The organism is Streptomyces sp. AC550_RSS872 (genome assembly GCF_019049285.1).
In the GTDB taxonomy this organism is placed as follows: domain Bacteria; phylum Actinomycetota; class Actinomycetes; order Streptomycetales; family Streptomycetaceae; genus Streptomyces.
On record NZ_JAGMUL010000051.1, the window covers coordinates 1 to 21,530 of the forward strand.

General features: G+C 71.2%; 17 protein-coding genes. 10 read left to right on the forward strand and 7 right to left on the reverse strand.

Features of this window, described 5'->3' with window-relative positions:
* Positions 1-159: 159 nt before the first annotated feature.
* Genes KUM44_RS21790 through KUM44_RS21800 form a run of 3 tightly spaced genes read right to left on the reverse strand, consistent with a single transcriptional unit; the run spans position 160 to position 3,633 of the window.
* Positions 160-789, reverse strand: coding sequence for a TetR/AcrR family transcriptional regulator (locus KUM44_RS21790; protein ID WP_217210067.1), 630 nt, complete (start codon positions 787-789; stop codon positions 160-162).
* A 23-nt stretch (positions 790-812) separates the two neighbouring features.
* Positions 813-2,897, reverse strand: coding sequence for a YhgE/Pip domain-containing protein (locus tag KUM44_RS21795; protein ID WP_217210069.1), 2,085 nt, complete (start codon positions 2,895-2,897; stop codon positions 813-815).
* On the reverse strand, positions 2,869-3,633 hold the full coding sequence (locus KUM44_RS21800; RefSeq protein WP_217210075.1) for an ATP-binding cassette domain-containing protein: 765 nt from the start codon (positions 3,631-3,633) through the stop codon (positions 2,869-2,871). Before KUM44_RS21800 ends, KUM44_RS21795 begins: the two co-directional genes overlap by 29 nt.
* A gap of 165 nt (positions 3,634-3,798) precedes the next feature.
* Here KUM44_RS21800 and KUM44_RS21805 point away from each other — a divergent pair, with 165 nt between their 5' ends.
* From KUM44_RS21805 to KUM44_RS21815, 3 genes are all read left to right on the forward strand, one after another.
* The gene (locus tag KUM44_RS21805; protein WP_217210077.1) at positions 3,799-4,371 is read left to right on the forward strand and encodes an SAV_6107 family HEPN domain-containing protein; all 573 of its coding nucleotides are present in this window, start codon (positions 3,799-3,801) and stop codon (positions 4,369-4,371) included.
* 198 nt (positions 4,372-4,569) lie between these two features.
* A complete protein-coding gene (locus tag KUM44_RS21810; protein ID WP_217210079.1) occupies positions 4,570-5,340 on the forward strand; it encodes a methyltransferase in 771 nt (256 codons plus the stop codon).
* Between the two features lie 300 nt (positions 5,341-5,640).
* A complete protein-coding gene (locus KUM44_RS21815) occupies positions 5,641-6,033 on the forward strand; it encodes a DUF3040 domain-containing protein (protein ID WP_062718999.1) in 393 nt (130 codons plus the stop codon).
* A gap of 206 nt (positions 6,034-6,239) precedes the next feature.
* Here KUM44_RS21815 and KUM44_RS21820 read toward each other — a convergent pair whose 3' ends face one another.
* The 4 genes from KUM44_RS21820 to KUM44_RS21835 all read right to left on the reverse strand — a co-directional run bounded on the left by KUM44_RS21820 (position 6,240) and on the right by KUM44_RS21835 (position 11,878).
* Entirely contained in the window at positions 6,240-8,627 is a 2,388-nt protein-coding gene (locus tag KUM44_RS21820) for a DUF3488 and transglutaminase-like domain-containing protein (RefSeq protein ID WP_217210082.1), read from the reverse strand.
* Positions 8,624-9,997 carry a DUF58 domain-containing protein gene (locus tag KUM44_RS21825; RefSeq protein WP_217210085.1) on the reverse strand — a complete coding sequence of 458 codons (1,374 nt, stop codon included), beginning with the start codon at positions 9,995-9,997 and terminating at the stop codon, positions 8,624-8,626. The genes KUM44_RS21820 and KUM44_RS21825 overlap by 4 nt, the downstream gene beginning before the upstream one ends.
* On the reverse strand, positions 9,994-11,037 hold the full coding sequence (locus tag KUM44_RS21830; RefSeq protein WP_217210087.1) for a MoxR family ATPase: 1,044 nt from the start codon (positions 11,035-11,037) through the stop codon (positions 9,994-9,996). The genes KUM44_RS21825 and KUM44_RS21830 overlap by 4 nt, the downstream gene beginning before the upstream one ends.
* Positions 11,038-11,269: 232 nt before the next feature.
* Positions 11,270-11,878: a carbonic anhydrase gene (locus KUM44_RS21835; RefSeq protein ID WP_217210088.1), complete on the reverse strand. Its 609-nt coding sequence runs from the start codon at positions 11,876-11,878 to the stop codon at positions 11,270-11,272.
* Positions 11,879-12,251: 373 nt separating this feature from the next.
* On the opposite strand from KUM44_RS21835, the gene rsmH reads away from it, so the two are divergent.
* The 7 genes from rsmH to murD all read left to right on the forward strand — a co-directional run bounded on the left by rsmH (position 12,252) and on the right by murD (position 21,457).
* Positions 12,252-13,208: a 16S rRNA (cytosine(1402)-N(4))-methyltransferase RsmH gene (rsmH, locus tag KUM44_RS21840; protein WP_217210092.1), complete on the forward strand. Its 957-nt coding sequence runs from the start codon at positions 12,252-12,254 to the stop codon at positions 13,206-13,208.
* A gap of 78 nt (positions 13,209-13,286) precedes the next feature.
* Positions 13,287-13,889 carry a septum formation initiator family protein gene (locus KUM44_RS21845; protein ID WP_217210095.1) on the forward strand — a complete coding sequence of 201 codons (603 nt, stop codon included), beginning with the start codon at positions 13,287-13,289 and terminating at the stop codon, positions 13,887-13,889.
* 5 nt (positions 13,890-13,894) lie between these two features.
* A complete protein-coding gene (locus tag KUM44_RS21850; protein WP_308402688.1) occupies positions 13,895-15,853 on the forward strand; it encodes a penicillin-binding protein 2 in 1,959 nt (652 codons plus the stop codon).
* Between the two features lie 172 nt (positions 15,854-16,025).
* Entirely contained in the window at positions 16,026-17,555 is a 1,530-nt protein-coding gene (locus KUM44_RS21855) for a UDP-N-acetylmuramoyl-L-alanyl-D-glutamate--2,6-diaminopimelate ligase (protein ID WP_217210099.1), read from the forward strand.
* 4 nt (positions 17,556-17,559) lie between these two features.
* Complete coding sequence (gene murF / locus KUM44_RS21860) at positions 17,560-18,981, forward strand: UDP-N-acetylmuramoyl-tripeptide--D-alanyl-D-alanine ligase (RefSeq protein ID WP_217210101.1); 1,422 nt, start codon at positions 17,560-17,562, stop codon at positions 18,979-18,981.
* Positions 18,978-20,051: a phospho-N-acetylmuramoyl-pentapeptide-transferase gene (gene mraY / locus KUM44_RS21865; RefSeq protein WP_030049260.1), complete on the forward strand. Its 1,074-nt coding sequence runs from the start codon at positions 18,978-18,980 to the stop codon at positions 20,049-20,051. Before murF ends, mraY begins: the two co-directional genes overlap by 4 nt.
* A complete protein-coding gene (murD, locus tag KUM44_RS21870; RefSeq protein WP_217210108.1) occupies positions 20,033-21,457 on the forward strand; it encodes a UDP-N-acetylmuramoyl-L-alanine--D-glutamate ligase in 1,425 nt (474 codons plus the stop codon). Before mraY ends, murD begins: the two co-directional genes overlap by 19 nt.
* The last annotated feature ends 73 nt before the right edge of the window (positions 21,458-21,530 follow it).

A 21,530-nucleotide genomic window follows, 5' to 3' on the forward strand; every position in this document is an offset into this window, starting at 1 on the left:
GACACGGGGGAGTACGGGGGAAACGGGGGACGGGGGAAACGGGGAACGGGGGAGCACGAGAAGGCGCCGGTTCGAGAGTGGCCCGCGGGGGACGCGGCCACTTTCGGACCGGCGCTTTCGTCTGCCGACCCTGCCGCCGCGGCCAACGCAGCGGCGGTTTCAGCGGCGCCCGCTCACCCTGCCCTGCAACAGCCGGGACAGCGCCGCGTGCACGTCGTCCAAGGAGCGCTCCGGCTGGAACGACTTCCAGTCGAGCGCGGCCACCAGGACCATGCCGACCAGCGCGGAGGCGGTCAGCGCGACATCGATCTCCTCGCTGAACTCGCCGTTCTCCACGCCCTCGCGCAACACCCCCTCGACGACCGCCACGGCCTGCTGCCGGACCACCATCAGCGTGGACTGCCAGGTCCGGTTCGTCCGCCACAGCTCGGCGACGTAGAGCTGGGTGAAGGACGGGTAGCGGTCGATGAAGACCAGCCCCGCGCGGACCATCGCGTCCAGGGCGTCCACCTTGGTGCCGCCGTCCCGGGCCGTCTTCTCGGCCGCCTCCCGAAGGGAGGCGGTCAGGAGTCCCACGCCGTGGCGCAGCAGCTCCTCGAAGAGGACCGACTTGCTCGCGAAGTTGTAGTAGACCGTGCCCTTCGCCACCCCGGCCCGCTCGGCGATCTCGTCGACGGTGGTGGCGGAGAAGCCCTGTTCGGCGATGAGCGTGACGGCCGCCTCGTAGAGCTTCTGCCGGGTGGCCTCACGGCGCGTGCTGCCGCCCGACGCGGCGTTGCTGCTTTCCATGGCCCTGATTGTCCCGCGCGCGCTCACAGGGTCAGCTCCGGGTGCAGCCGGTCGAGCGTCCACACCTGCCGGCGGCGGGCGGACAGCGCGGTCAGCGCGACGGCGCCCGCGGTGAAGGCGACGAGCACCACGCACGCGTGCCAGACCGGTTCGAGGCCGCCGCCCGTGATGAGCCTCCTGAGCGCCTCCACGACGTAGCTCATCGGCAGGAAGGGGTGAAGCGCGTTGAAGAAGGCCGGGCTGGTCTGAACGGGGTACGTGCCGCCCGCGGACGTCAACTGGAGCATCAGCAGGGCCAGGACGAGGATCCGGCCCGCCGCGCCGAAGCGCGCGTTCAGCCACTGCACGATGGCCGAGAAGCACGCCGTCACCAGGAACAGGAAGCCCACCGTCCCGGCCGCCCGCGCCATCTCCAGACCGATCGCCCAGTGCAGCACCGACATCAGCGCCACGGTCTGGAGCACCCCGATCGCCACCACGGGCAGCCAGCCGGCCAGCGCGATCCGCCATGCGGAGGCGCCCGCGGCGAGCGCACGCCGGTTCATCGGCGAGATCAGCATGTACGCCACCATCGCGCCCACCCACAGGGACAGCGGAATGAAGTACGGGGCGAACCCGGTGCCGTAGTTGGCCGCCTTGTGCATGTCCCGGGAGACGAGCTGGACCGGGTCGGACATGACCTCGGTGCGCTGCTCGCGGGCCTTCTTGTCGTAGTCGGGGATCTGCTCGGCGCCGTCGTGCAGTCCGTCCGAGAGCTTCCCGGAGCCGTCGACGAGCTTGTAGATGCCGCCGTTGAGGTCGACCGCGCCGGTCTTGAGCTCGCCCACGCCGGTGTCCAGGTCCACCGCGCCGGTCCTGGCCGAGCCGAGGCCCGAGTGCAACTTCTTGGCGCCCGCGGCGACCTTGGCGGCGCCCTGGTTCAGCTTGTTGATCCGGGTGACGGCGTCGTCGAGGTCCTCGGAGAGCCGCGGCGCGCGGTCGGCGAGCGCCTGGGACTGCTTCTGGAGGGTGGCGAGGTTCTTGTCGAGCTTCTTCAGGTCGCCGTCGTGGTCGGCGACCAGCGTGTTGAGGTCGTCGGCGATCGTCGCCACGTCCGCGGCCGCGTTCTTGGCCTTCTTCAGGTCCGAGCAGGCCGGATCGGACAGTACGGCGTCCTCGCAGCGCGCCTTGTGGACGGTCTCCAGGACGGCGGCGGCCGCATGGGCGTCCCGCGCGGCGCCCGGAGCGTGCTCCACCAGGTCGTCGAGGTTGTTGCGGATCGCCTTGGAGGTGTCGGCGACCAGCTTGGCGGTGTCCCCGATGGTCTTCTCGTTGTCCTGGAAGAACGGGCCGATCTTCTTGTCGACTCCGTTGACCCGGTCTGCGAGCGTCTGTGTCCCCTCGGCGACCTGCCGGGAGCCGCTCTCCAGGTCGCCCGCGCCCTGGTTGAGCTTCTTCAGGCCCGTGGACAGCTTGCCGCTGCCCTTCTTGGCCTCCTTCAGCCCGTCGGCGAGGTCCTTGGAGCCCTTCTCCGCCTTCCCGATGCCGCCTTCGAGCTTGTCGGCGCCGCTCGCGGCCTTGACCGTCTTGCCGTGGATGTCGGAGAACGACACGAAGATCTTGTCCAGGAACGACCGTGACGCCTTCGTGGACGCGGCCTCGCGCACCTCGCTGAAGACCGTCCGCGAGATCTGCCCGACGATGTAGTTGTTCGCGTCGTTCGTACGCACCTGAAGGGCGCCCGTCTCCGGCGAGTCGCCCGCGCTGGACGCGATCCGCTCGCTGAAGTCGGCCGGCATGGTCAGCGACAGGTAGTAGGTGCCGTTCTCGACGCCCTTCTCGGCCTCGGCGGCACTCACCTCCCGCCAGTCGAAGACGTCGCTCTCGCGCAGCCCCTTGGTGATGTCGTCGCCGGCGGCGAGCTTCTTGTCGCCGACCCGAGCCCCCTTGTCGTCGTTCACCAGGGCCACGGGGATGCGGTCGAGACGGCCGTACGGGTCCCAGAACGACCACAGGTACAGGGCGCCGTACAGCAGGGGCAGCACCAGCAGCGCGACCATGGCGGCACGCGGCAGCTTCCCCCGGCCGAAGCGCCTCAGCTCAAGCGCGGCCAGCCTCGGCGAGCGCATCGGCGGCCTCCTTTCCGTCGGATTCCCGGGCATCGGCCTTCGGGGCGGTGGACACCTTGACGGTGCCGTCGGGGGCCTCGCTGCACACCGCCACGACCGTCGTCCCGGCCTCGGCGATCGACTTCAACAGCGCCCAGACCTCGGTCCGTTCGGCGTCCGAGAGCTTGAGGTCGGTGTCATCGACGCCGAGCACGCGCGGGCTTGCGATCAGGGCCAGCGCGACGGACAGCCGCAGCGCCTCCAGCCGCTCCAGATCCCGTACGGCCGTACGGGAGCCCTTGGGCAGGGACTCCCGGTCCAGGCCCGCCGCGGTCAGCGCGGCGTCGATCCGCCGCCGCTCCTCGTCCCCGCGCTCGCCCCGCCGGCGCAGCAGCGCGCGCACCGAGTCACCGAACCGCCGCTGAAGCAGCGCCCGTTCGTGGAGGTGCTCGGCGACGGTCAGGGCCGGGTCCAGGTCGGTCACACCCGGAACATGGGCCAGGGCGCTCACCCGCCGTACCGCCGCCATGCGCCTGGGCAGCCCGGCGTCGCCGACGACCGCGGAGCCCTCCGTGGGCTTCATCCGCCCCGTCAGGGCGAGCAGCAGGCAGGTACGGCCTGTACCGGACGGCCCTTCGATCGTGATCAGCGAACCGGCCTCCGCCTCGAAAGAGACCCCGCGGAACGCCCATCCGCGGGGCCCTTCGAGCCCGAGGCCGTGGGCCGTGACGCCGGCTGCGGCCACGGTTCCCCCCATCCCTGCCCCCTCATTTGAACTGACTGGTCAGTGCAAAAACTAGCCCGAACGCCCGATCGATGCAAAAGCCCAGGTCAGAACGGATTGTCAGTGCCATACCTCACGATGGGCACATACGGCATCCCGTAGCGGGCATGCCGTCACACAGACGACAGGAGGTTCGTCATGGCCAGCTATCACGCAGCCGCCGCCCGTCGGCGCGGCGCAACCGGCCCTGCCCCCTCACTGACCGGCCCGGCGAGCGATGTGCACCCCGTGCTCCGCCGGGCCACGGCCCCGCCCGCCGCCCTCGACCTGCTCGCCCAGGCCCGTGCCGGACTGGACGAGGCCGCCGTTCTGGAAACACCGAACGAGCGCTATGCCACCGCCCACCTCTCCGCCCTGCGCATCGCCGCCGCGGTACTCGCCGCACGGGGCCGCCCGGAACCCACGCCCAGGCGCCGCGCCCGCATCAGGAGCGCGTGGGAAGTGCTCCCCGAGATCGCGCCCGAACTCGCCGAGTGGAGTGCGCTGTTCGCTTCCGGAGCCCGGCGCCGCGCCCGGGCGGAGGCGGGCATCCAGGGCGCGGCCAGCCGTCGGGACGCCGACGACCTGATACGCGACGTGGCGATGTTCCTGCGCCTCGTCGAGCGGATGCTGGTGCTCCAGCCGGTCCTGCCACAGCCGCGACCGGACGCGGACGGGGAGGAGAGCGTCGGTTCGCGTCACGCACGCGACGATCTGCCGGACGCGGGCTGACGGCGAAACGGCCGGATCGGTGCCCGTCCGCCGGCTGGGACGGGCGGCGTCGCGCGGCACCGCGATGGCCGGTCAGGGTGCCGCAGGCAATAGGGTGGAGAGCGCCTGAAGCCTTCCCGCGCCCGTGACCCGGGCCGGGGAGGCAGCCCGTTCGCTCCGCCGTGCAAGTGGCGGTGCCGCGCCGAGGAGTCAACTGCCGTGTCGGACCCTATGCGGCCCCGCGCCGCCCTCCGTACCGCCGTGGTCTGGGAGGTCCTCCAGGACGCCCTGGACCGCCGTGTGAAGGCCACGGGTCGCCAGGCGCTCGACGTCCTCGACACCGGGGGCGGCAGCGGCAACTTCGCGGTGCCCCTCGCCCGTCTCGGCCACCGGGTCACGGTGGTCGACCCCAGCCCGAACGCGCTCTTCGCCCTGGAGCGTCGCGCCGCCGAGGCCGAGGTCGCCGACCGGGTGAAGGGCGTCCAGGGTGACGCGCACGGCCTCTTCGACGTGGTCGAGCGCGGCGGGTACGACATCGTGCTGTGCCACGGGGTCCTGGAGTACGTCGACGACCCCGCCGAGGGCGTCCGCAACGCGGTTGCCGCCCTGCGCGCCGAGGGCGTCCTCAGCCTGCTCGCCGCCGGTCTGGGCGGAGCGGTGCTGGCGCGGGCCCTCGCCGGTCACTTCAAGGAGGCCAAGCAGGCCCTTCAGGACCCGGACGGCCGCTGGGGCCAGGGCGACCCGGTGCCGCGCCGTTTCACCGCCGAGCAGCTCACCGGGCTGGTTGAGGGCGCCGGCCTCACCGTCGGCGCCGTGCACGGCGTACGCGTCTTCGCCGACCTCGTCCCCGGGGTCCTGGTGGACACCGAGCCCGGCGCCCTGGAGGCACTGCTGAAGCTGGAGGAGGCCGCCGCCGAGCTGCCCGCATTCCACTCGGTGGCCACCCAGCTGCACGTGCTCGGCGAGACGGGGGAGACCGCCGGGGCCTGAGCCGCCCGCCGTGCCTTGCGTGGGCGGACCTCGGGCGCGCGCCGTTGATCAGGGACTTGGCTGCACATGGAGTACGCCACAGGCCCCCCGATCGGACGCTCAGCGCCGTATGATCGAGGGAGACCGTTCCGGCATGACGGGTCGGCCGCTGGGGAATGCAGATCTCAGTGAGCCGGGCGTCCATGGCGGAGCCCGGTTGGCCAATTGGCGTAGAGGGGCGGGTTTCACGGGGGCGATTCCCTGCCTATCCTGAAGGGACCCCCCGGGTCGCCCCGGCGACTGCACGATGAGGAGGACTCCGTGCCGCTCTCGGAGCACGAGCAGCGAATGCTCGAGCAGATGGAGCGAGCGCTGTACGCCGAAGATCCCAAGTTCGCGACAGCGCTTGAGGGAAGCGGGCTGCGTACGTACACCCGGCGACGGGTCTACCAGGCGGTCGCGGGCTTCCTCGTAGGTATCGCGCTCCTCATGGCTGGAATGGTCGCCAAGCAGGTCTGGCTCAGCGTGGTGGGCTTCCTCGTCATGCTGGGCTGTGCGGTACTCGCCGTGACCGGCTGGCGCAAGGCCCCCAAGCCGGGCGAACAGCCCGCCGGCGGTCAGCAGGCCCGCCGCCAGCCACGCCAGAAGCGCTCCATGATGGACCGCATCGAAGAGCGCTGGCAGCGCCGCCGCGACGAACAGGGCGGCCATTAGCCCGACAAGCAGCTCCCATAGCGACGCAGGGGGTGACCACCGGTGGGTGGCCACCCCCTGACGTATGCCTGCTGACCTGTGCCTGCGCTGACCTGTGCCTGCGCTGACGCAGGACTGACTGCGCCTGGGCGGTGGAGGCCTTTGGGGCGGGGCGGGGCGGGGCGGGGCGGGCTACGCCATCCCCGCCCCTCACCCTCAGCCCACCGTCACCCCCGCTGCCCCGGAGTGGACGGCCTGCGCAGCGTCGGTCGGGCCGTGGCGGCCCGCTGCTTGACGGTGATCCACCAGTCCGACAGCGCCCAGACCACCCGCACGCCGGAGCGTGGGGCCAGCAGAGCGCGCAGCCTCGTCGTCCGGTCGGCCTTGGCCCCGAGCTGGGACACAACGCCGCGGACATCCTCCGCGAGGCCGGCCACCGGGCGGGGACTGGGCGCGTACAGGACCTGTTCCACCGCGTCGGCCACCCGGTGCACCGAGGCCGCGGCCGCCGGGTCGAGGTGGCCCAGCCGCACGATACGGGCGGCGGTCTTCCGGGGGGTCTGGGAGTCGTCCGGGGCAATGCCGAAGTCCCAGGCCGTGTCCGTCAGTTCCCGCCAGACCGCCAAGGTGTGGAGCGACACGTCGGCCTGTGTGCGGCCATGTGCTCCCAGCCGTTTCGCTCTCGTCCGCTGCCGCCACAGCATCGGCGCCAACGGGATCAGCAGCGCCGCCGCTCCACCGAGTGCCCAGGCCGGCACGACGAGGTACCACTTCGGTCCGTCGCCATCCGTGGCCGGTGCGGCCGCCGGGGACTCGCTCGCGCACAGCTGCGGGTTCCGCCCCGCGCAGCTCTCGCTCGTGGAGGGCGAGGCGGAGGGGCCCGTGCCGGCCGACTGCGTGGGCCGTGTCACGTCCGGCAGCGTGGAGCCGGGCGTGTCCGACTGGGTGTACGCCGGTATCGAGCCACGGGTCGGCGTCGGCTCGAAGCGGGTCCAGCCCACGCCCTCGAAGTACAGCTCCGGCCACGCGTGGGCGTCCCGCAGCCCCACCGAGACCACGCTGGCGCTCTGCGCGGTACCGGGCGCGAAGCCCACCGCGACCCGGGCCGGTATGCCCAGCGAGCGGGCCATCGCCGCCATCGCGAAGGAGAAGTGGACACAGAAGCCCTGCTTGTCCTTCAGGAAGCGGGCTATCGCCTGCCGGCCGCTGCCGACCTTGACGTTGGTGTCGTACTGGAAGCCGCCCGTGATGGCGAAGTACTCCTGAAGCTTGACGGCCTGCTCGTAGTGGCTGGTCGCCCCCTCGGTGACCTCACGTGCGGTCCGGGCGACCACCGAGGGCAGCGAGTCGGGGAGCTTCGTGAACTCACGCTTCAGGGCGGAGGGCGGCTCCGGCGCGTTCGCCAGCTGATCCGCCGTCGGCTGTACGTCGAGGCTGCGCACGGTGTACGTCACTCCGCGTGTGGTCTGACGGCGGTCGCCGACGACCGTCATGCCCAGCGGTTCGTACCGCCAGTTGCCCGTGATGTCCACGCCGCTCGGGGGGTACGGCATCGGCAGCCAGTTCTGGGCGTACCAGTCCGCGGCCGAGACGGTCGTCTCGACCTCGGTGCGGCGGACGTCCGGGCCGAGGCCGAAGGGCGTGGGGAACTCGGCGGGCACGGCCTGGATGTTGCGCTTGGACGGCTGCCAGGTGGTGCCGTCGAAGTCGTCCAGGGACACGATCCGCAGATACAGGTCCGAGAGGTCGGCCGTGTTGGTCCTGAGGGTCAGGACCTCGCGGTCCTCCTCCACGTTCAGGCTGTCGCGCAGCGACACCAGCGGGTTCACCGCGGAGATCGTGCCACCGCTCCCGCTGCCGGTGCCCACACCGGTGCCCGCGGCGTCCAGCAGGCCGCCGTTCATCGCGGGCAGCGCGACCGGCACCACCAGGGCGATGCCCAGCGCGACCGCGCCGATGCGCCGTCCGGTGCGGACCGGTGCCACCGCACCGGTCGGCTCACCACCCGCCCCCCGCGGGCCCCCGCCGAAGACCCGGCCCCACTGCGAGAGCCGGTCGCGCCCCTCGGCCAGGAGCAGCATGAGATAGCCCGCGGCGGCGACCAGGAACCACAGCCAGTCCCCGGCGCCCTCGGCCAGCCCCGCGGCCACCGAGTACAGCGCCAACAGCGGCAGCCCGGCCGGTGCGGCGCTGCGGAACGTCACCGCGAGGGTCTCCACCGCCAGGCCGATGACCAGGACACCGCCGATGAGCATCAGGCGGATGCCGTTCGACAGCGGCGCCGGGATCGAGTACCGGCTGACGTCGTCCGCGCCCGCCTGCAACAGGTCGCCGAAGTGACGGAAGGCCTCCGGGCCGGGGATCACTCCGATGATCGCCTGCTTGTTGGCGAAGACCATGGTCAGCAGCATCAGGGCGACGAGGGCCTGCACCGACACCGTCAGGGGACGGGCCAGCGGTACACGCCGGGCCGCCATGCCCACGCCCGTCTGGATCGCCAGCAGGAAGAACGCCTGGATAAGCCAGCTGACCGAGGAGACCAGCGGTAGCAGGGCGCAGGACGCCATCAGTGTGGCCGCCGCGGCGCACAACGCCATCCGCGTCCGCCCGCTCATGACCGTCCCCCCTCACCCCGTGCGCCACCGGCCGCGACCGCGTCGGTACGCGCCCGGTCCGCCCGACGCCAGAGCTCGTTCAGCGAGGCGCCGCGCGGCACGCTCAGGACCGTCCAGCCCGCCTCCCGCAGCATCCGCAGCCGCTCCTCGCTCCTGTCCAACGCGCCGGGCACATCGGCGGGTTCCCGCACCCACGTCCCGCTGTCCAGCACGAAGGCCACCGCGCCCCCGCTGCGCTGACGCATCTTGGCAGCCACCGCCGCCTGCTCCTCGTCGAGGTCGCCGAAGAACGCGACCAGCAGTCCCTCGTTGCCGCCGCGCAGCACGTCGTACGCCCGCGACAGACCCGTGCCGTCCGAGTGGTCGATCACCGCGAGGGTGTCCATCATCAGCCCCGCCGCGTCCGCCGACTCCTGGCTCGCGCCCGCGAACCCGTCGGTGCCCTCCCCGGGGACCGAGCTGCCGGTGTCGGTCAACAGCCGGACGGAGAAGCCCCGTTCGAGCATGTGGACCAGCACGGACGCCGTACCCGACACGGCCCACTCGAAGGCCGAGTCCGGGCCCGCGCCCTGGAAGGCAAGGCCCCGGGTGTCCAGCAGCACCGTGCAGCGGGAGCGCTGTGGCTGCTCCTCGCGGCGCACCATCAGCTCGCCGTAGCGTGCGGTGGAGCGCCAGTGGACGCGGCGCAGGTCGTCGCCGTAGCGATACCCGCGCGGGATCACGTCGTCCTCGCCGGCCAGTGCCAGCGAGCGCTGGCGTCCGTCGCCGTACCCCTTCGCCTCCCCGCTGAAGCGCACCGGCGGGAGCGGTTCCACGCGCGGGATGACCGTCAGGGTGTCGTGCGTCGAGAAGGAGCGGGTCAGCTCGCACATGCCGAACGGGTCGCTCAGGCGCAGCTGCAACGGGCCCAGCGGATAGCGGCCGCGCAGGTCGGAGCGGACCCGGTAGGACACCTCGCGGCGGCCGCCCGCCTCCACCCGGTCCAGTACGAAGCGCGGGCGCGGCCCGAGGACGTACGGCACCCGGTCCTGGAGCATCAGCAGGCCGGTGGGCAGCCGGGAGACGTTGTCCATCCGCAGATGCACGCGGGCCTCGCTGCCGGCGGGTACGCGCGCGGGGGAGAGCCTTCGGCTGCCCGCGACCCGGTAGCGGGTGCGGTACAGCACGGTCGCGCACACCAGCGGGAGCACCGCCAGCAGCAGGCCGACGCGCAGCAGGTCGCTCTGGCCGAGGACGTAGGCGCAGACGGCGGCCGCGATGCCGGCGGCCAGGAAGGAACGGCCACGCGTGGTCAGACCGGCCAGTGCGGTGCGGATCCCGCTCTTCTCGCCGCGGTCCGCCTCCGCCTGTCCGGTCCCACCGGAGGTCATCCGAGCCTCCGCGGCGGCTGCTGGCCGTACACCGGAGTGCCGCGGCCCAGGCCGCCGAAGCCGCTCTGCTGCTGGGGCGCGGCGGGTACCGGGGTGCGCTGGAGGATCTCCTGGACGACCTGCTCGGAGGTACGGCGGTTCAGCTGGGCCTGCGCGGTCGGCAGCAGGCGGTGGGCCAGGACGGCCACGGCGAGGGCCTGCACGTCGTCCGGCAGCGCGTACTCCCGGCCGCTCAGGGCCGCCGACGCCTTCGCCGCGCGCAGCAGATGCAGCGTCGCGCGCGGGGAGGCGCCGAGTCTGAGGTCCGGGTGGGTGCGCGTGGCGGCGACCAGTTCCACCGCGTACCGGCGCACCGGCTCGGCCACATGGACGCCGCGGACGGCGTCGATCAGCTTCACGATGTCGTGCGCGTGCGCCACCGGCTGGAGGTCCTCCAGCGGCGAGACGCCGCCGTGCACGTCCAGCATCTGCAGTTCGGCCTCCACACTCGGGTAACCGACGGAGACACGGGCCATGAAGCGGTCGCGCTGGGCCTCGGGCAGCGGGTAGGTGCCCTCCATCTCGACCGGGTTCTGCGTGGCCACCACCATGAAGGGGCTCGGCAGCTCGTAGGTCTGGCCGTCGATCGTGACCTGGCGCTCCTCCATGGACTCCAGCAGCGCGGACTGCGTCTTCGGCGAGGCGCGGTTGATCTCGTCGCCGATCACGATCTGGGCGAAGATCGCGCCGGGCTTGAACTCGAAGTCCTTGCGCTGCTGGTCCCAGATGGACACACCGGTGATGTCGGACGGCAGCAGGTCAGGCGTGAACTGGATACGCCGGACGGAACAGTCGATGGACCGTGCCAGCGTCTTGGCCAGCATGGTCTTGCCCACGCCGGGGACATCCTCGATCAGAAGATGTCCCTCGGCGAGCAGTACGGTCAGCGAAAGCCGTACGACCTCGGGCTTGCCCTCGATCACACCCTCCACCGAACTGCGGACACGCTCCACAGTGGCGGTCAGATCAGTGAGGCTCGCTCGATCGTCATAGGTCGTCACCCGGCCCTCCTCGGCCCGTTCTTTCCGGGCCGACGCGATGCGGACCGGCCCACCCCTGGAACACGGACACCACGCGGGAAAAGTTCCGCGTGTTGCCACACTCGCATTCTTGCTGCCGTTACCGATTCGTGTCACTCGACTGTGGACAACTGTCCGCGATATGTCAGGGCTTAGGGCCTTTTGTGCCGCCCGAAGCCGGAATTGACAGCGAAACGACAGCTGAGGCGGAGGGTTACGCGGGGTCGATCTCGCGCAGCAGACCCGTCTTCACGTCGAAGACGAAGCCCCGGACGTCGTCCGTGCTCACCAGGAACGGCGAGGTGCGCACGCGCTGCATCGACTGCCGCACGTCCTGGTCGACGTCCCGGAAGGACTCCACGGCCCAGGCGGGGCGCTGGCCGACCTCCAGCTCCAGCTCGGTGCGGAAGTCCTCGGTGAGGGACTCCAGACCGCAGCCGGTGTGGTGGATCAGGACGATGCTGCGGGTGCCGAGCTTGCGCTGGCTGATGGTGAGCGAGCGGATCACGTCGTCGGTGACGACGCCGCCGGCGTTGCGGATGGTGTGACAGTCACCGAGTTCCAGACCGAGCGCGGCGTGCAGGTCGATCCGGGCGTCCATGCAGGCGACGACGGCGACGCGGAGCACGGGGCGGGCGTCCATGCCCGGGTCGGTGAACGCGGAGGCGTAGCGCTCGTTGGCCTCGACCAGGCGGTCGGTGACCGTGCCGCGGACTATCGCACTCTCGGGACCGGCGGGAACCGATGCAGATGTCGTCATACCCATGACGGTACTGGTCACGTCCGAAATGGTCCTGCTGTGAGAGGGGACAAAGAACGCCATTGAGTCGTGTTGTGAGCTAACCCACAGGGGTGGCGTGAGTGCGCCCATACGAGCGATTTCACGCATGGGGCGGCAGGGCCGGAACCCGAAGTGGCGACGCGCAGGCCGGTTGATTGACCGCGAGACACCGTGGACTAAAGTGACGCGAAGCGGGAGGCGAGACTCCCTGCTGGACTGAATTCCCCGAGACCCCGGCGATTTTCCGGAGATCTCCCCGCGTGCGCGGCGCGTACGCACGGCTCGGCCTCCTCCCGCTCCGGTCGGCTGACGCTTCCGGCGCCGGCAGGCCTCCCCTTCACTGGGGGTCCCCAGTTCGCCGGGGCGGGCGGGGACCTGGCGGTGTGTACGGCCCCGCCGGATCTGAGAGGGCCCCTTGAGCCAGAGTCGACATGTCCCGGTGATGCTCCAGCGGTGCCTGGACCTGTTGGCCCCCGCGCTCCAGCGGCCCGGAGCGGTGGTCGTCGACTGCACCCTCGGGCTCGGCGGCCACAGCGAGGCCCTGCTCCAGAAGTTCCCCGAGGCCCGGCTCGTCGCCCTCGACCGGGACAAGGAGGCCCTGCGGCTGTCCGGCGAGCGGCTCGCGCCGTACGGCGACCGCGCGACCCTGGTGCACGCCGTCTACGACGAGCTCCCGGACGTTCTGGACAGGCTCGGCATCGCGCGCGTGCAGGGCGTCCTGTTCGACCTCGGCGTCTCCTCCATGCAGCTCGACGAGGCCGACCGCGGCTTCGCCTACGCCCAGGACGCCCCCCTCGACATGCGCATGGACCAGACGACCGGCGTCAGCGCCGCCGAGGTCCTCAACACCTACCCGCCCGGCGAACTCGTCCGGATCCTGCGGGCGTACGGCGAGGAGAAGCAGGCCAAGCGGATCGTGGCCGCCATCGTGCGCGAGCGCGACAAGGAGCCGTTCACCAACAGCGCCCGGCTCGTGGAGCTCATCCGGGACGCGCTGCCGCAGGCCGCCAAGCGCACCGGCGGCAACCCGGCCAAGCGCACCTTCCAGGCGCTGCGCATCGAGGTCAACGGCGAGCTCTCCGTCCTGGAGCGGGCGATCCCGGCCGCGGTGGAGGCCCTCGCCGTCGGCGGGCGGATCGCGGTGCTGTCGTACCACTCGCTGGAGGACCGGCTGGTCAAGCAGGTGTTCGCGGCCGGCGCCGCCAACACCGCGCCGCCCGGGCTGCCCGTCGTACCCGAGCAGTACCAGCCGCGGCTCAAGCTGCTGACGCGCGGTGCCGAACTTCCCACCGAGGAAGAGGTCGCCGAGAACCGGCGCGCCGCACCGGCGCGTCTGCGGGGCGCCGAACGCATCAGGGAGTCCATCGAATGACGGCCGGGAGGCAGGGGCGGGTGTCCGGGTCCAGTAGTCAAACCCACGAGTTGGAAAACCGGACCCGGGGGAGGGCAAGTGAGTAGGAAACCCGAACTGAGGGGTCGGGCCGCCCGGCTCGCGCGGATCTTCCCCTCCGGGGCCCGGCAGGCCGCCCGTGCCCCGTTCGTCCTCCTTGTCGTCCTCCTCCTCGGCGGTGGCCTCATCGGGCTCCTCGTGCTGAACTCCGCGCTCAGCGAAGGCGCGTTCAGACTCGACGACCTCCAGAAGGAGACGAAGTCCCTCACCGACGAGGAACAGTCCCTCCAGCGGGACATCGACACCTACTCCGCCCCCGACGCCCTCCAGCGCCGAGCCCTCGAACTCGGCATGGTCCCCGGCGGCGACCCCGCGTTCCTCAACCCCGACGGCACGGTCAAGGGTGCCCCCAGCCCCGCGGCCGGGGGGCAGGGCGCCGCGTACAGCCCGCTCATCCTGGCCCCCGAGGCCCTGGTCACCGAGCCCGGACCGCCGCCTCCTGCGGCCGGTGCGACGCCCACCACGCCGGCCCCCGAGGCGACGCCCGCCACGCCGACCCCCGCGGTCACCCCGACCGAGCCGCAGCCCGCGGCCACCTACGCCGTGCCCCAGTACGCGCCCTCCGTCCAGCAGTCCACCGCATACCCGACCCCCGGCAGGTGACGGAAGTGTCCGACAGGGAACCGCCCCGCCGCCGCGTGCCCGGCCCCGCGAAGCCCGCCCGCTCCGCCGGCGCCCAGCGACGGCCGGGCCCCGGCGCCCGCCCGGCCCGCCGGCCGACCCGGCCCCGCCCCATGCCCACCGGCAGGATCCGGCTCGGCAGCCCCCGCCCCCGGCTGCGCATGGTCGGCCTGGCCCTGACCCTCGTCCTGGCCGTCTTCGTCGTACGGCTGCTTCAGGTGCAGGGCGTCGAGGCGAGCACCTATGCCGCCAAGGCCGAGAAGAACCGGTACGTGGGCTACACCCTGGCCGCCGAGCGCGGCGGCATCACCGACCGCAACGGCGTGGCGCTCGCGGCCAGCGTGGACGCGTACGACATCACCGCCGACCCCACGCTGTTCTCCCGAGAACAGCTGAAGATTGACGACGGCCCCGAGCAGGCGGCCGCCCTCCTCGCGCCGATCCTCGGCCAGGAGCAGGAGACGATCGTCAGGAAGCTGCGGCCCGAGAACAAGAACTCGCGCTACACCCTGCTGGCGCGCCGCCAGACCCCGCAGGTCTGGAAGCAGATCAAGGACCTGAAGAGCGCCCTGGCCACCAAGGCCGAGACCGACAAGAGCACGGTCAATGTCCTCGCGGGGGTTCTCTCGGTCGCCAGCAGCAAGCGCGTGTACCCGAACGGCGACCTCGCCGCCGGGATACTGGGCTGGGTCAACGCCGACGGCAAGGGCGGCGGCGGTATCGAGCAGCAGCTGAACAAGCAGCTGTCCGGCAAGGACGGCGAGATCCGGTACGCCCAGTCCGGCGGCCGTCAGGTCCCCACCGTGGGCTCCACCGAGACGCCCGCAGTGCCCGGCAGCGACGTCGAGCTCACCATCGACCGCGACATCCAGTGGGCCGCGCAGAACGCGATCACCAAGCAGGTGCAGGAGTCCAGGGCGGACCGCGGCTATGTGATCGTCCAGGACACCCGCACCGGCGAGATCCTCGCCATGGCCAACTCGCCCGGCTTCGACCCGAACGACCTCTCGGCGGCCAGCAGCGCCAACATGGGCAACGCGGCCGTCCAGGACGCCTTCGAGCCCGGTTCCACCGCCAAGGTCATGTCGATGGCCGCCGTACTCGAGGAGGGCGTGGCCACGCCCGGCACACATGTCATCGTGCCCAACCGGCTGCACCGCGGCGACCGGCTGTTCAAGGACGACATCGACCACGACACCTGGTTCCTCACGCTCAACGGCGTGCTCGCCAAGTCCAGCAACATCGGCACCATCCTGGCCACCGGCCAGCTCGGCAAGACCCAGCGGGAGGCCAACAAGGTCCTCTACAGCTATCTGCGCAAGTTCGGCCTCGGCAGCTACACCGGCCTCGGCTTCCCCGGCGAGACCCCGGGCATCCTGGCGGCGCCGGACAAGTGGTCGACGTCGCAGCAGTACACGATTCCTTTCGGCCAGGGTCTGTCCCTCAACGCGATGCAGGCGGCCTCGATCTACTCGACGATCGCCAACGGCGGCGTCCGCGTCGAACCCACGCTCGTACGCGGCACCGAGGGACCCGACGGAAAGTTCACCGAGGCCCCGAAGCCCGAGAAGACCCGCGTCATCAGCGCCAAGACGGCGAAGACCCTCGCCCAGATGCTGGAGTCGGTCGTGGACGACAGGGAGGGCACCGGCACCAAGGCGCGCATCCCCGGCTACCGGGTCGCGGGCAAGACGGGTACGGCGAACCGAGTGGATCCGGCCACCGGCAAGTACCGCGGCTACACGTCGTCGTTCGCCGGATTCGCGCCGGCGGACAAGCCCCGTGTCACGGTGTACTGCGCCATCCAGAACGCCACCCAGGGCAACTACTTCGGTGGCCAGATCTGCGGACCCATCTACAAGCAGGTGATGGAGTTCGCCCTGAAGACCCTCCAGGTCCCGCCGACCGGGGCCAAGGCCGCCAAGCTCCCGGTCGCCTTCAACTGACCACCCTGATCAGCACCGAGCAGCCAGGAAACACCTCGTGACAACGATCACTCCCGACCCCGGGAACCAAGGCGCCCCCCGCCCCTCACTTCGCTCCCAGGCGGGTACGCCCGGTACGCTCACCGCCGTGCCACACGCTGATCAGTCCCAAACCACCCAGAAGGGGCATCCCGTGACATATCCCGGGCCGCCCAGGCCGGTGCAGGTCTCCGCCACACCCCTCGCGGAACTCGCCGACCAGCTGGGTGCCGCCGCGCCGGGCAGCGCGGACGCCGCCGCAGCGGTCACGGGCATCACCCATGACTCGCGCGCCGTCCGCCCCGGCGATCTGTACGCCGCTCTCCCGGGCGCCCGCCTGCACGGCGCCGACTTCGTCACGCAGGCCGCGGGCCTCGGCGCGGCCGCCGTGCTGACCGACCCGAGCGGCGCCGAGCGCGCCGCCGTGACCGGCCTGCCGGTTCTGGTCGTCGAGGACCCACGCGGGCAGATGGGTGAACTGGCGGCCACGATCTACGGCCACCCCGGACGCGATCTCCTCCAGATCGGCATCACCGGCACCTCGGGCAAGACCACCACCGCGTATCTCGTCGAGGGCGCCCTCAAGACCGCCCGGTCGACCGGCCTGATCGGCACGGTCGAGATGCGCATCGGCGAGGAGCGCATCAAGTCCGAGCGCACCACGCCCGAAGCCACCGATCTGCAGGCCCTGTTCGCCGTCATGCGCGAACGCGGCGTGGAGGCGGTCGCCATGGAGGTCTCCAGCCACGCGCTGGTCCTCGGCCGGGTCGACGGCTGCGTCTTCGACATCGCCGTCTTCACCAACCTCAGCCCGGAACACATGGAGTTCCACTCCGACATGGAGGACTACTTCCGGGCCAAGGCACAGCTGTTCACCCCGAAACGCAGCAAACTCGGCGTCGTCAACCTCGACGACGAGTACGGCCGCAGGCTGGTCAAGGAAGCCGGCGTCCCGGTCGTCACCTACTCCGCCGAGGGCCACCCCGACGCCGACTGGCGCGCCGAGGACGTGACCATCGGCCCCATGGACTCGACGTTCACGGTGATCGGCCCCGGGGGCGAGCGGGTCGCCGCCAGGTCCCCGATCGCCGGCCCCTTCAACGTGGCGAACACCCTCGCCGCCATCACCGCCTTGGCCGCCGCAGGCCTCGACGTACAGGCCGCCGCCGACGGCATCGCCGCGGTGCCGGGCGTGCCCGGCCGCCTTGAGCGCGTGGACGCCGGGCAGCCGTACCTCGCGGTCGTGGACTACGCCCACAAGACCGACGCCGTCGAATCGGTGCTGAAGGCACTGCGCAAGGTCACCGAGGGCAGCCTGCACATCGTGCTCGGCTGCGGCGGCGACCGGGACGTGACCAAGCGCGAGCCGATGGGCGCCGCCGCGGCCCGCCTCGCCGACACCGCCGTACTGACCTCCGACAACCCCCGCTCCGAGGACCCCCTCGCGATCCTCGCAACCATGCTCCAGGGCGCGGCTTCCGTACCGGCACACGAGCGTGGCGAGGTCCAGGTCTTCGAGGACCGGGCCGCCGCCATCGCCGCGGCCGTCGCCCGCGCCCGGCCCGGCGACACCGTGCTGGTCGCCGGCAAGGGCCATGAGCAGGGCCAGGACATCGCCGGAGTGGTCCGCCCCTTCGACGACCGCCAGGTCCTGCGCGAAGCTATCCAGAAGACCCAGGGATGAACTTGTGATCGCCCTCTCTCTCGCCGAGATCGCAGAAGTCGTCGGCGGGCAGACGCACGACATACCGGATCCGTCCGTCCAGGTCACCGGACCGGTCGTCCGGGACTCCCGTGAAGTGGAGCCCGGCACCCTCTTCGCCGCCTTCGTCGGCGAGCGTGTGGACGGCCACGACTTCGCCGAGAAGGTCGTCGAAGCGGGCGCGGTCGCCGTACTGGCATCGCGTCCCGTCGGCGTTCCCGCGATCGTGGTGGCCGACGTCCAGACGGCCCTCGGTGCCCTCGCCCGGCATGTCGTACGCCGGCTCGGTGCGACCCTCGTCGCCCTGACCGGCTCGGCGGGCAAGACCAGCACCAAGGACCTGATCGCCCAGGTGCTCCGGCGCAAGGCGCCGACCGTGTTCACGCCGGGCTCGCTCAACAACGAGATCGGGCTGCCGCTGACCGCCCTCAGCGCCACCGAGGAGACGAGGTTCCTCGTCCTGGAGATGGGCGCCCGCGGTATCGGCCACATCCGCTACCTCGCCGATCTGACGCCGCCGAGGATCGGCCTGGTGCTCAACGTCGGCACCGCCCACATCGGCGAGTTCGGCGGCCGCGAGCAGATCGCGCAGGCCAAGGGCGAGTTGGTGGAGAGCCTTCCTCAGGACGGCGCGGCGATCCTCAACGCCGACGATCCCCTCGTACGGGCCATGGCGTCCCGTACGAAGGCGAAGGTGATCCTTTTCGGAGAGTCCGGCGAAGCGGACGTACGCGCCGAGAACGTGCGACTCACGGACAGCGGACAGCCTTCCTTCAGGCTTCACACACCCTCCGGGTGCAGTGATGTGACCATGCGCCTGTACGGTGAGCACCACGTGTCGAACGCGCTCGCCGCGGCCGCCGTCGCCCATGAGCTGGGCATGTCCGCGGAAGAGATCGCCACCGCGCTCTCCGAGGCGGGCTCCCTCTCCCGCTGGCGGATGGAGGTCACCGAGCGCCCGGACGGCGTGACGGTCGTCAACGACGCCTACAACGCGAACCCCGAGTCCATGAGGGCCGCTCTGCGTGCGCTTGCTGCCATGGGCGAAGCCTCACGGGCGAAAGGGGGCCGTACGTGGGCGGTGCTCGGCAAGATGGCCGAGCTCGGGGACGAGGCGCTCGCCGAGCACGACGCGGTCGGACGGCTCGCCGTCCGGCTCAACGTCAGCAAGCTCGTCGCGGTCGGGGGCAGGGAAGCGTCCTGGCTGCAACTGGGCGCATATAACGAGGGTTCGTGGGGTGAGGAGTCGGTGCACGTGTCCGACGCACAGGCGGCGGTCGACCTGTTGCGCAGCGAGTTGCGCCCGGGGGACGTCGTACTCGTGAAGGCGTCCCGTTCGGTAGGTCTGGAGAGCGTCGCCGAGGCGCTGCTCGCGGGCGGCACCGAGGGTGAGGTTGCCGCCCGATGATGAATCAGATCCTGTTCTCAGGAGTCATTGGTCTCTTCCTGACCCTGGTCGGCACCCCGCTGCTGATCAAGCTGCTGGCCCGCAAGGGCTACGGCCAGTACATCCGTGACGACGGCCCGCGCGAGCACCACGCCAAGCGCGGTACGCCGACCATGGGCGGTATCGCCTTCATCCTGGCGACGATCGTCGCGTACTTCCTGTCCAAGCTGATCACCGGCAAGCCCCCGACGTTCTCCGGCGTCCTGGTCATCGGCCTGATGGCCGGCATGGGCCTGGTCGGCTTCCTGGACGACTACATCAAGATCGTCAAGCGTCGTTCGCTGGGTCTGCGGGCCAAGGCCAAGATGGCCGGCCAGCTGCTCGGCGGTATCGCCTTCGCCGTGCTCTCGCTGCAGTTCGCGGACAACCGCAACAACACCCCGGCCTCCACCAAGATCTCCTTCGTGCAGGACTTCGGCTGGTCCATCGGCCCGGTGCTGTTCGTCGTCTGGGCGCTGTTCATGATTCTCGCCATGTCGAACGGCGTGAACCTGACGGACGGTCTGGACGGCCTCGCCACCGGCGCCTCCGTGCTGGTCTTCGGCGCCTACACCTTCATCGGCGTGTGGCAGTTCCAGGAGTCCTGCGCCAACGCGCAGACCCTGGCCAACCCCGGCGCCTGTTACGAGGTGCGAGATCCACTCGACCTGGCCGTCGTCTCCTCGGCGCTGATGGGCGCCTGCCTCGGCTTCCTGTGGTGGAACACGTCGCCCGCCAAGATCTTCATGGGTGACACCGGTTCGCTGGCCCTCGGCGGCGCGCTCGCCGGTCTCGCCATCTGCTCGCGCACCGAGCTGCTGCTCGCCATCCTCGGCGGCCTGTTCGTGCTGATCACCATGTCGGTGGTCATCCAGGTCGGCTCCTTCCGCCTCACCGGCAAGCGCGTCTTCCGTATGGCGCCACTCCAGCACCACTTCGAACTCAAGGGCTGGTCAGAAGTGCTCATCGTGGTCCGTTTCTGGATCATTCAGGGCATCTGTGTGATCGTCGGACTGGGCCTCTTCTACGCGGGATGGGCAGCGGACAAGTGACCGATTGGCAGGGGAAGAACGTCACCGTCGCCGGGCTCGGCGTCTCCGGGATCCCGGTGGCCAAGGTGCTGCACGCGCGCGGGGCGCACGTCACGGTCGTCAACGACGGCGACGACGCACGCGCGCGTGCCCAGGCCGCCGAACTGGAGGCGCTCGGCATCACCGTCCGCCTCGGCGACGGGGCGACCCTGCCCGAAGGCACCGAACTCATCGTCACCGCACCCGGCTGGAAGCCGGACAAGCCACTGTTCGCGGCGGCTCGTGAGGCGGGCGTCCCGGTCTGGGGCGACGTCGAGCTGGCCTGGCGGCTGCGCGGACCGGACGCCGCGCCCTGGCTCGCCGTCACCGGCACCAACGGCAAGACCACGACCGTCCAGATGCTCGCCTCCATTCTCAAGGCGGCCGGCCTGCGCACGGCCGCCGTCGGCAACATCGGCGTCTCCCTCCTCGACGCGGTGCTCGGCGACGAGCAGTACGACGTCCTCGCCGTGGAGTTGTCCAGCTACCAGCTGCACTGGGCGCCCTCGCTGCGGGCGCACTCCGCGGCCGTGCTGAACCTCGCCCCCGACCACCTCGACTGGCACGGCTCGATGGAGGCGTACGCCGCCGACAAGGGCCGTATCTACGAGGGCAATCGCGTCGCCTGTGTCTACAACGTCGCCGACAAGGCCACCGAGGACCTGGTACGCGCGGCGGACGTCGAGGAGGGCTGCCGGGCCATCGGCTTCACCCTCGGCACCCCGGGCCCGTCCCAACTCGGCGTCGTGGAGGGCATCCTGGTCGACCGTGCCTTCGTCGAGAACCGGCAGAAGAACGCCCAGGAGCTCGCCGAGGTCGCCGACGTCAACCCGCCGGCCCCGCACAACATCGCCAACGCCCTTGCGGCGGCGGCCCTCGCCCGGGCCTACGGCGTACCCGCCAAAGCCGTACGGGACGGCCTGCGCGCCTTCACCCCGGACGCCCATCGCATCGCGCATGTGGCGGACCTGGACGGGGTCGCGTACGTCGACGACTCCAAGGCCACCAACACCCACGCGGCGCAGGCCTCGTTGGCGGCGTACGAGTCCATCGTGTGGATCGCGGGCGGGCTCGCCAAGGGCGCCGTCTTCGAGGAACTGGTCGCCAGGTCGGCCGAGCGGCTGCGCGCAGTCGTGCTGATCGGCGCCGATCGCGGTCTGATCCGTGAAGCCCTCGCGCGACACGCGCCGGAAGTACCCGTCGTCGACCTCGACCGGACCGACACTGGGGCGATGCTCGCGGCGGTTCAGGAAGCGAAGCGGCTCGCCCAGCCCGGCGACACGGTGCTGCTTGCCCCGGCCTGTGCCTCGATGGACATGTTCGTCAACTACAACCAGCGCGGTGACGTGTTCGCGGAGGCGGTTCGCGAACTCGGCGCGGGCGCCTGACGCCGGGTCTCGGCCACTGCGGGTGCTTCGGGACCCTTGGAGGGACGCGTGACTCGGAAGTGGCCGGACGATA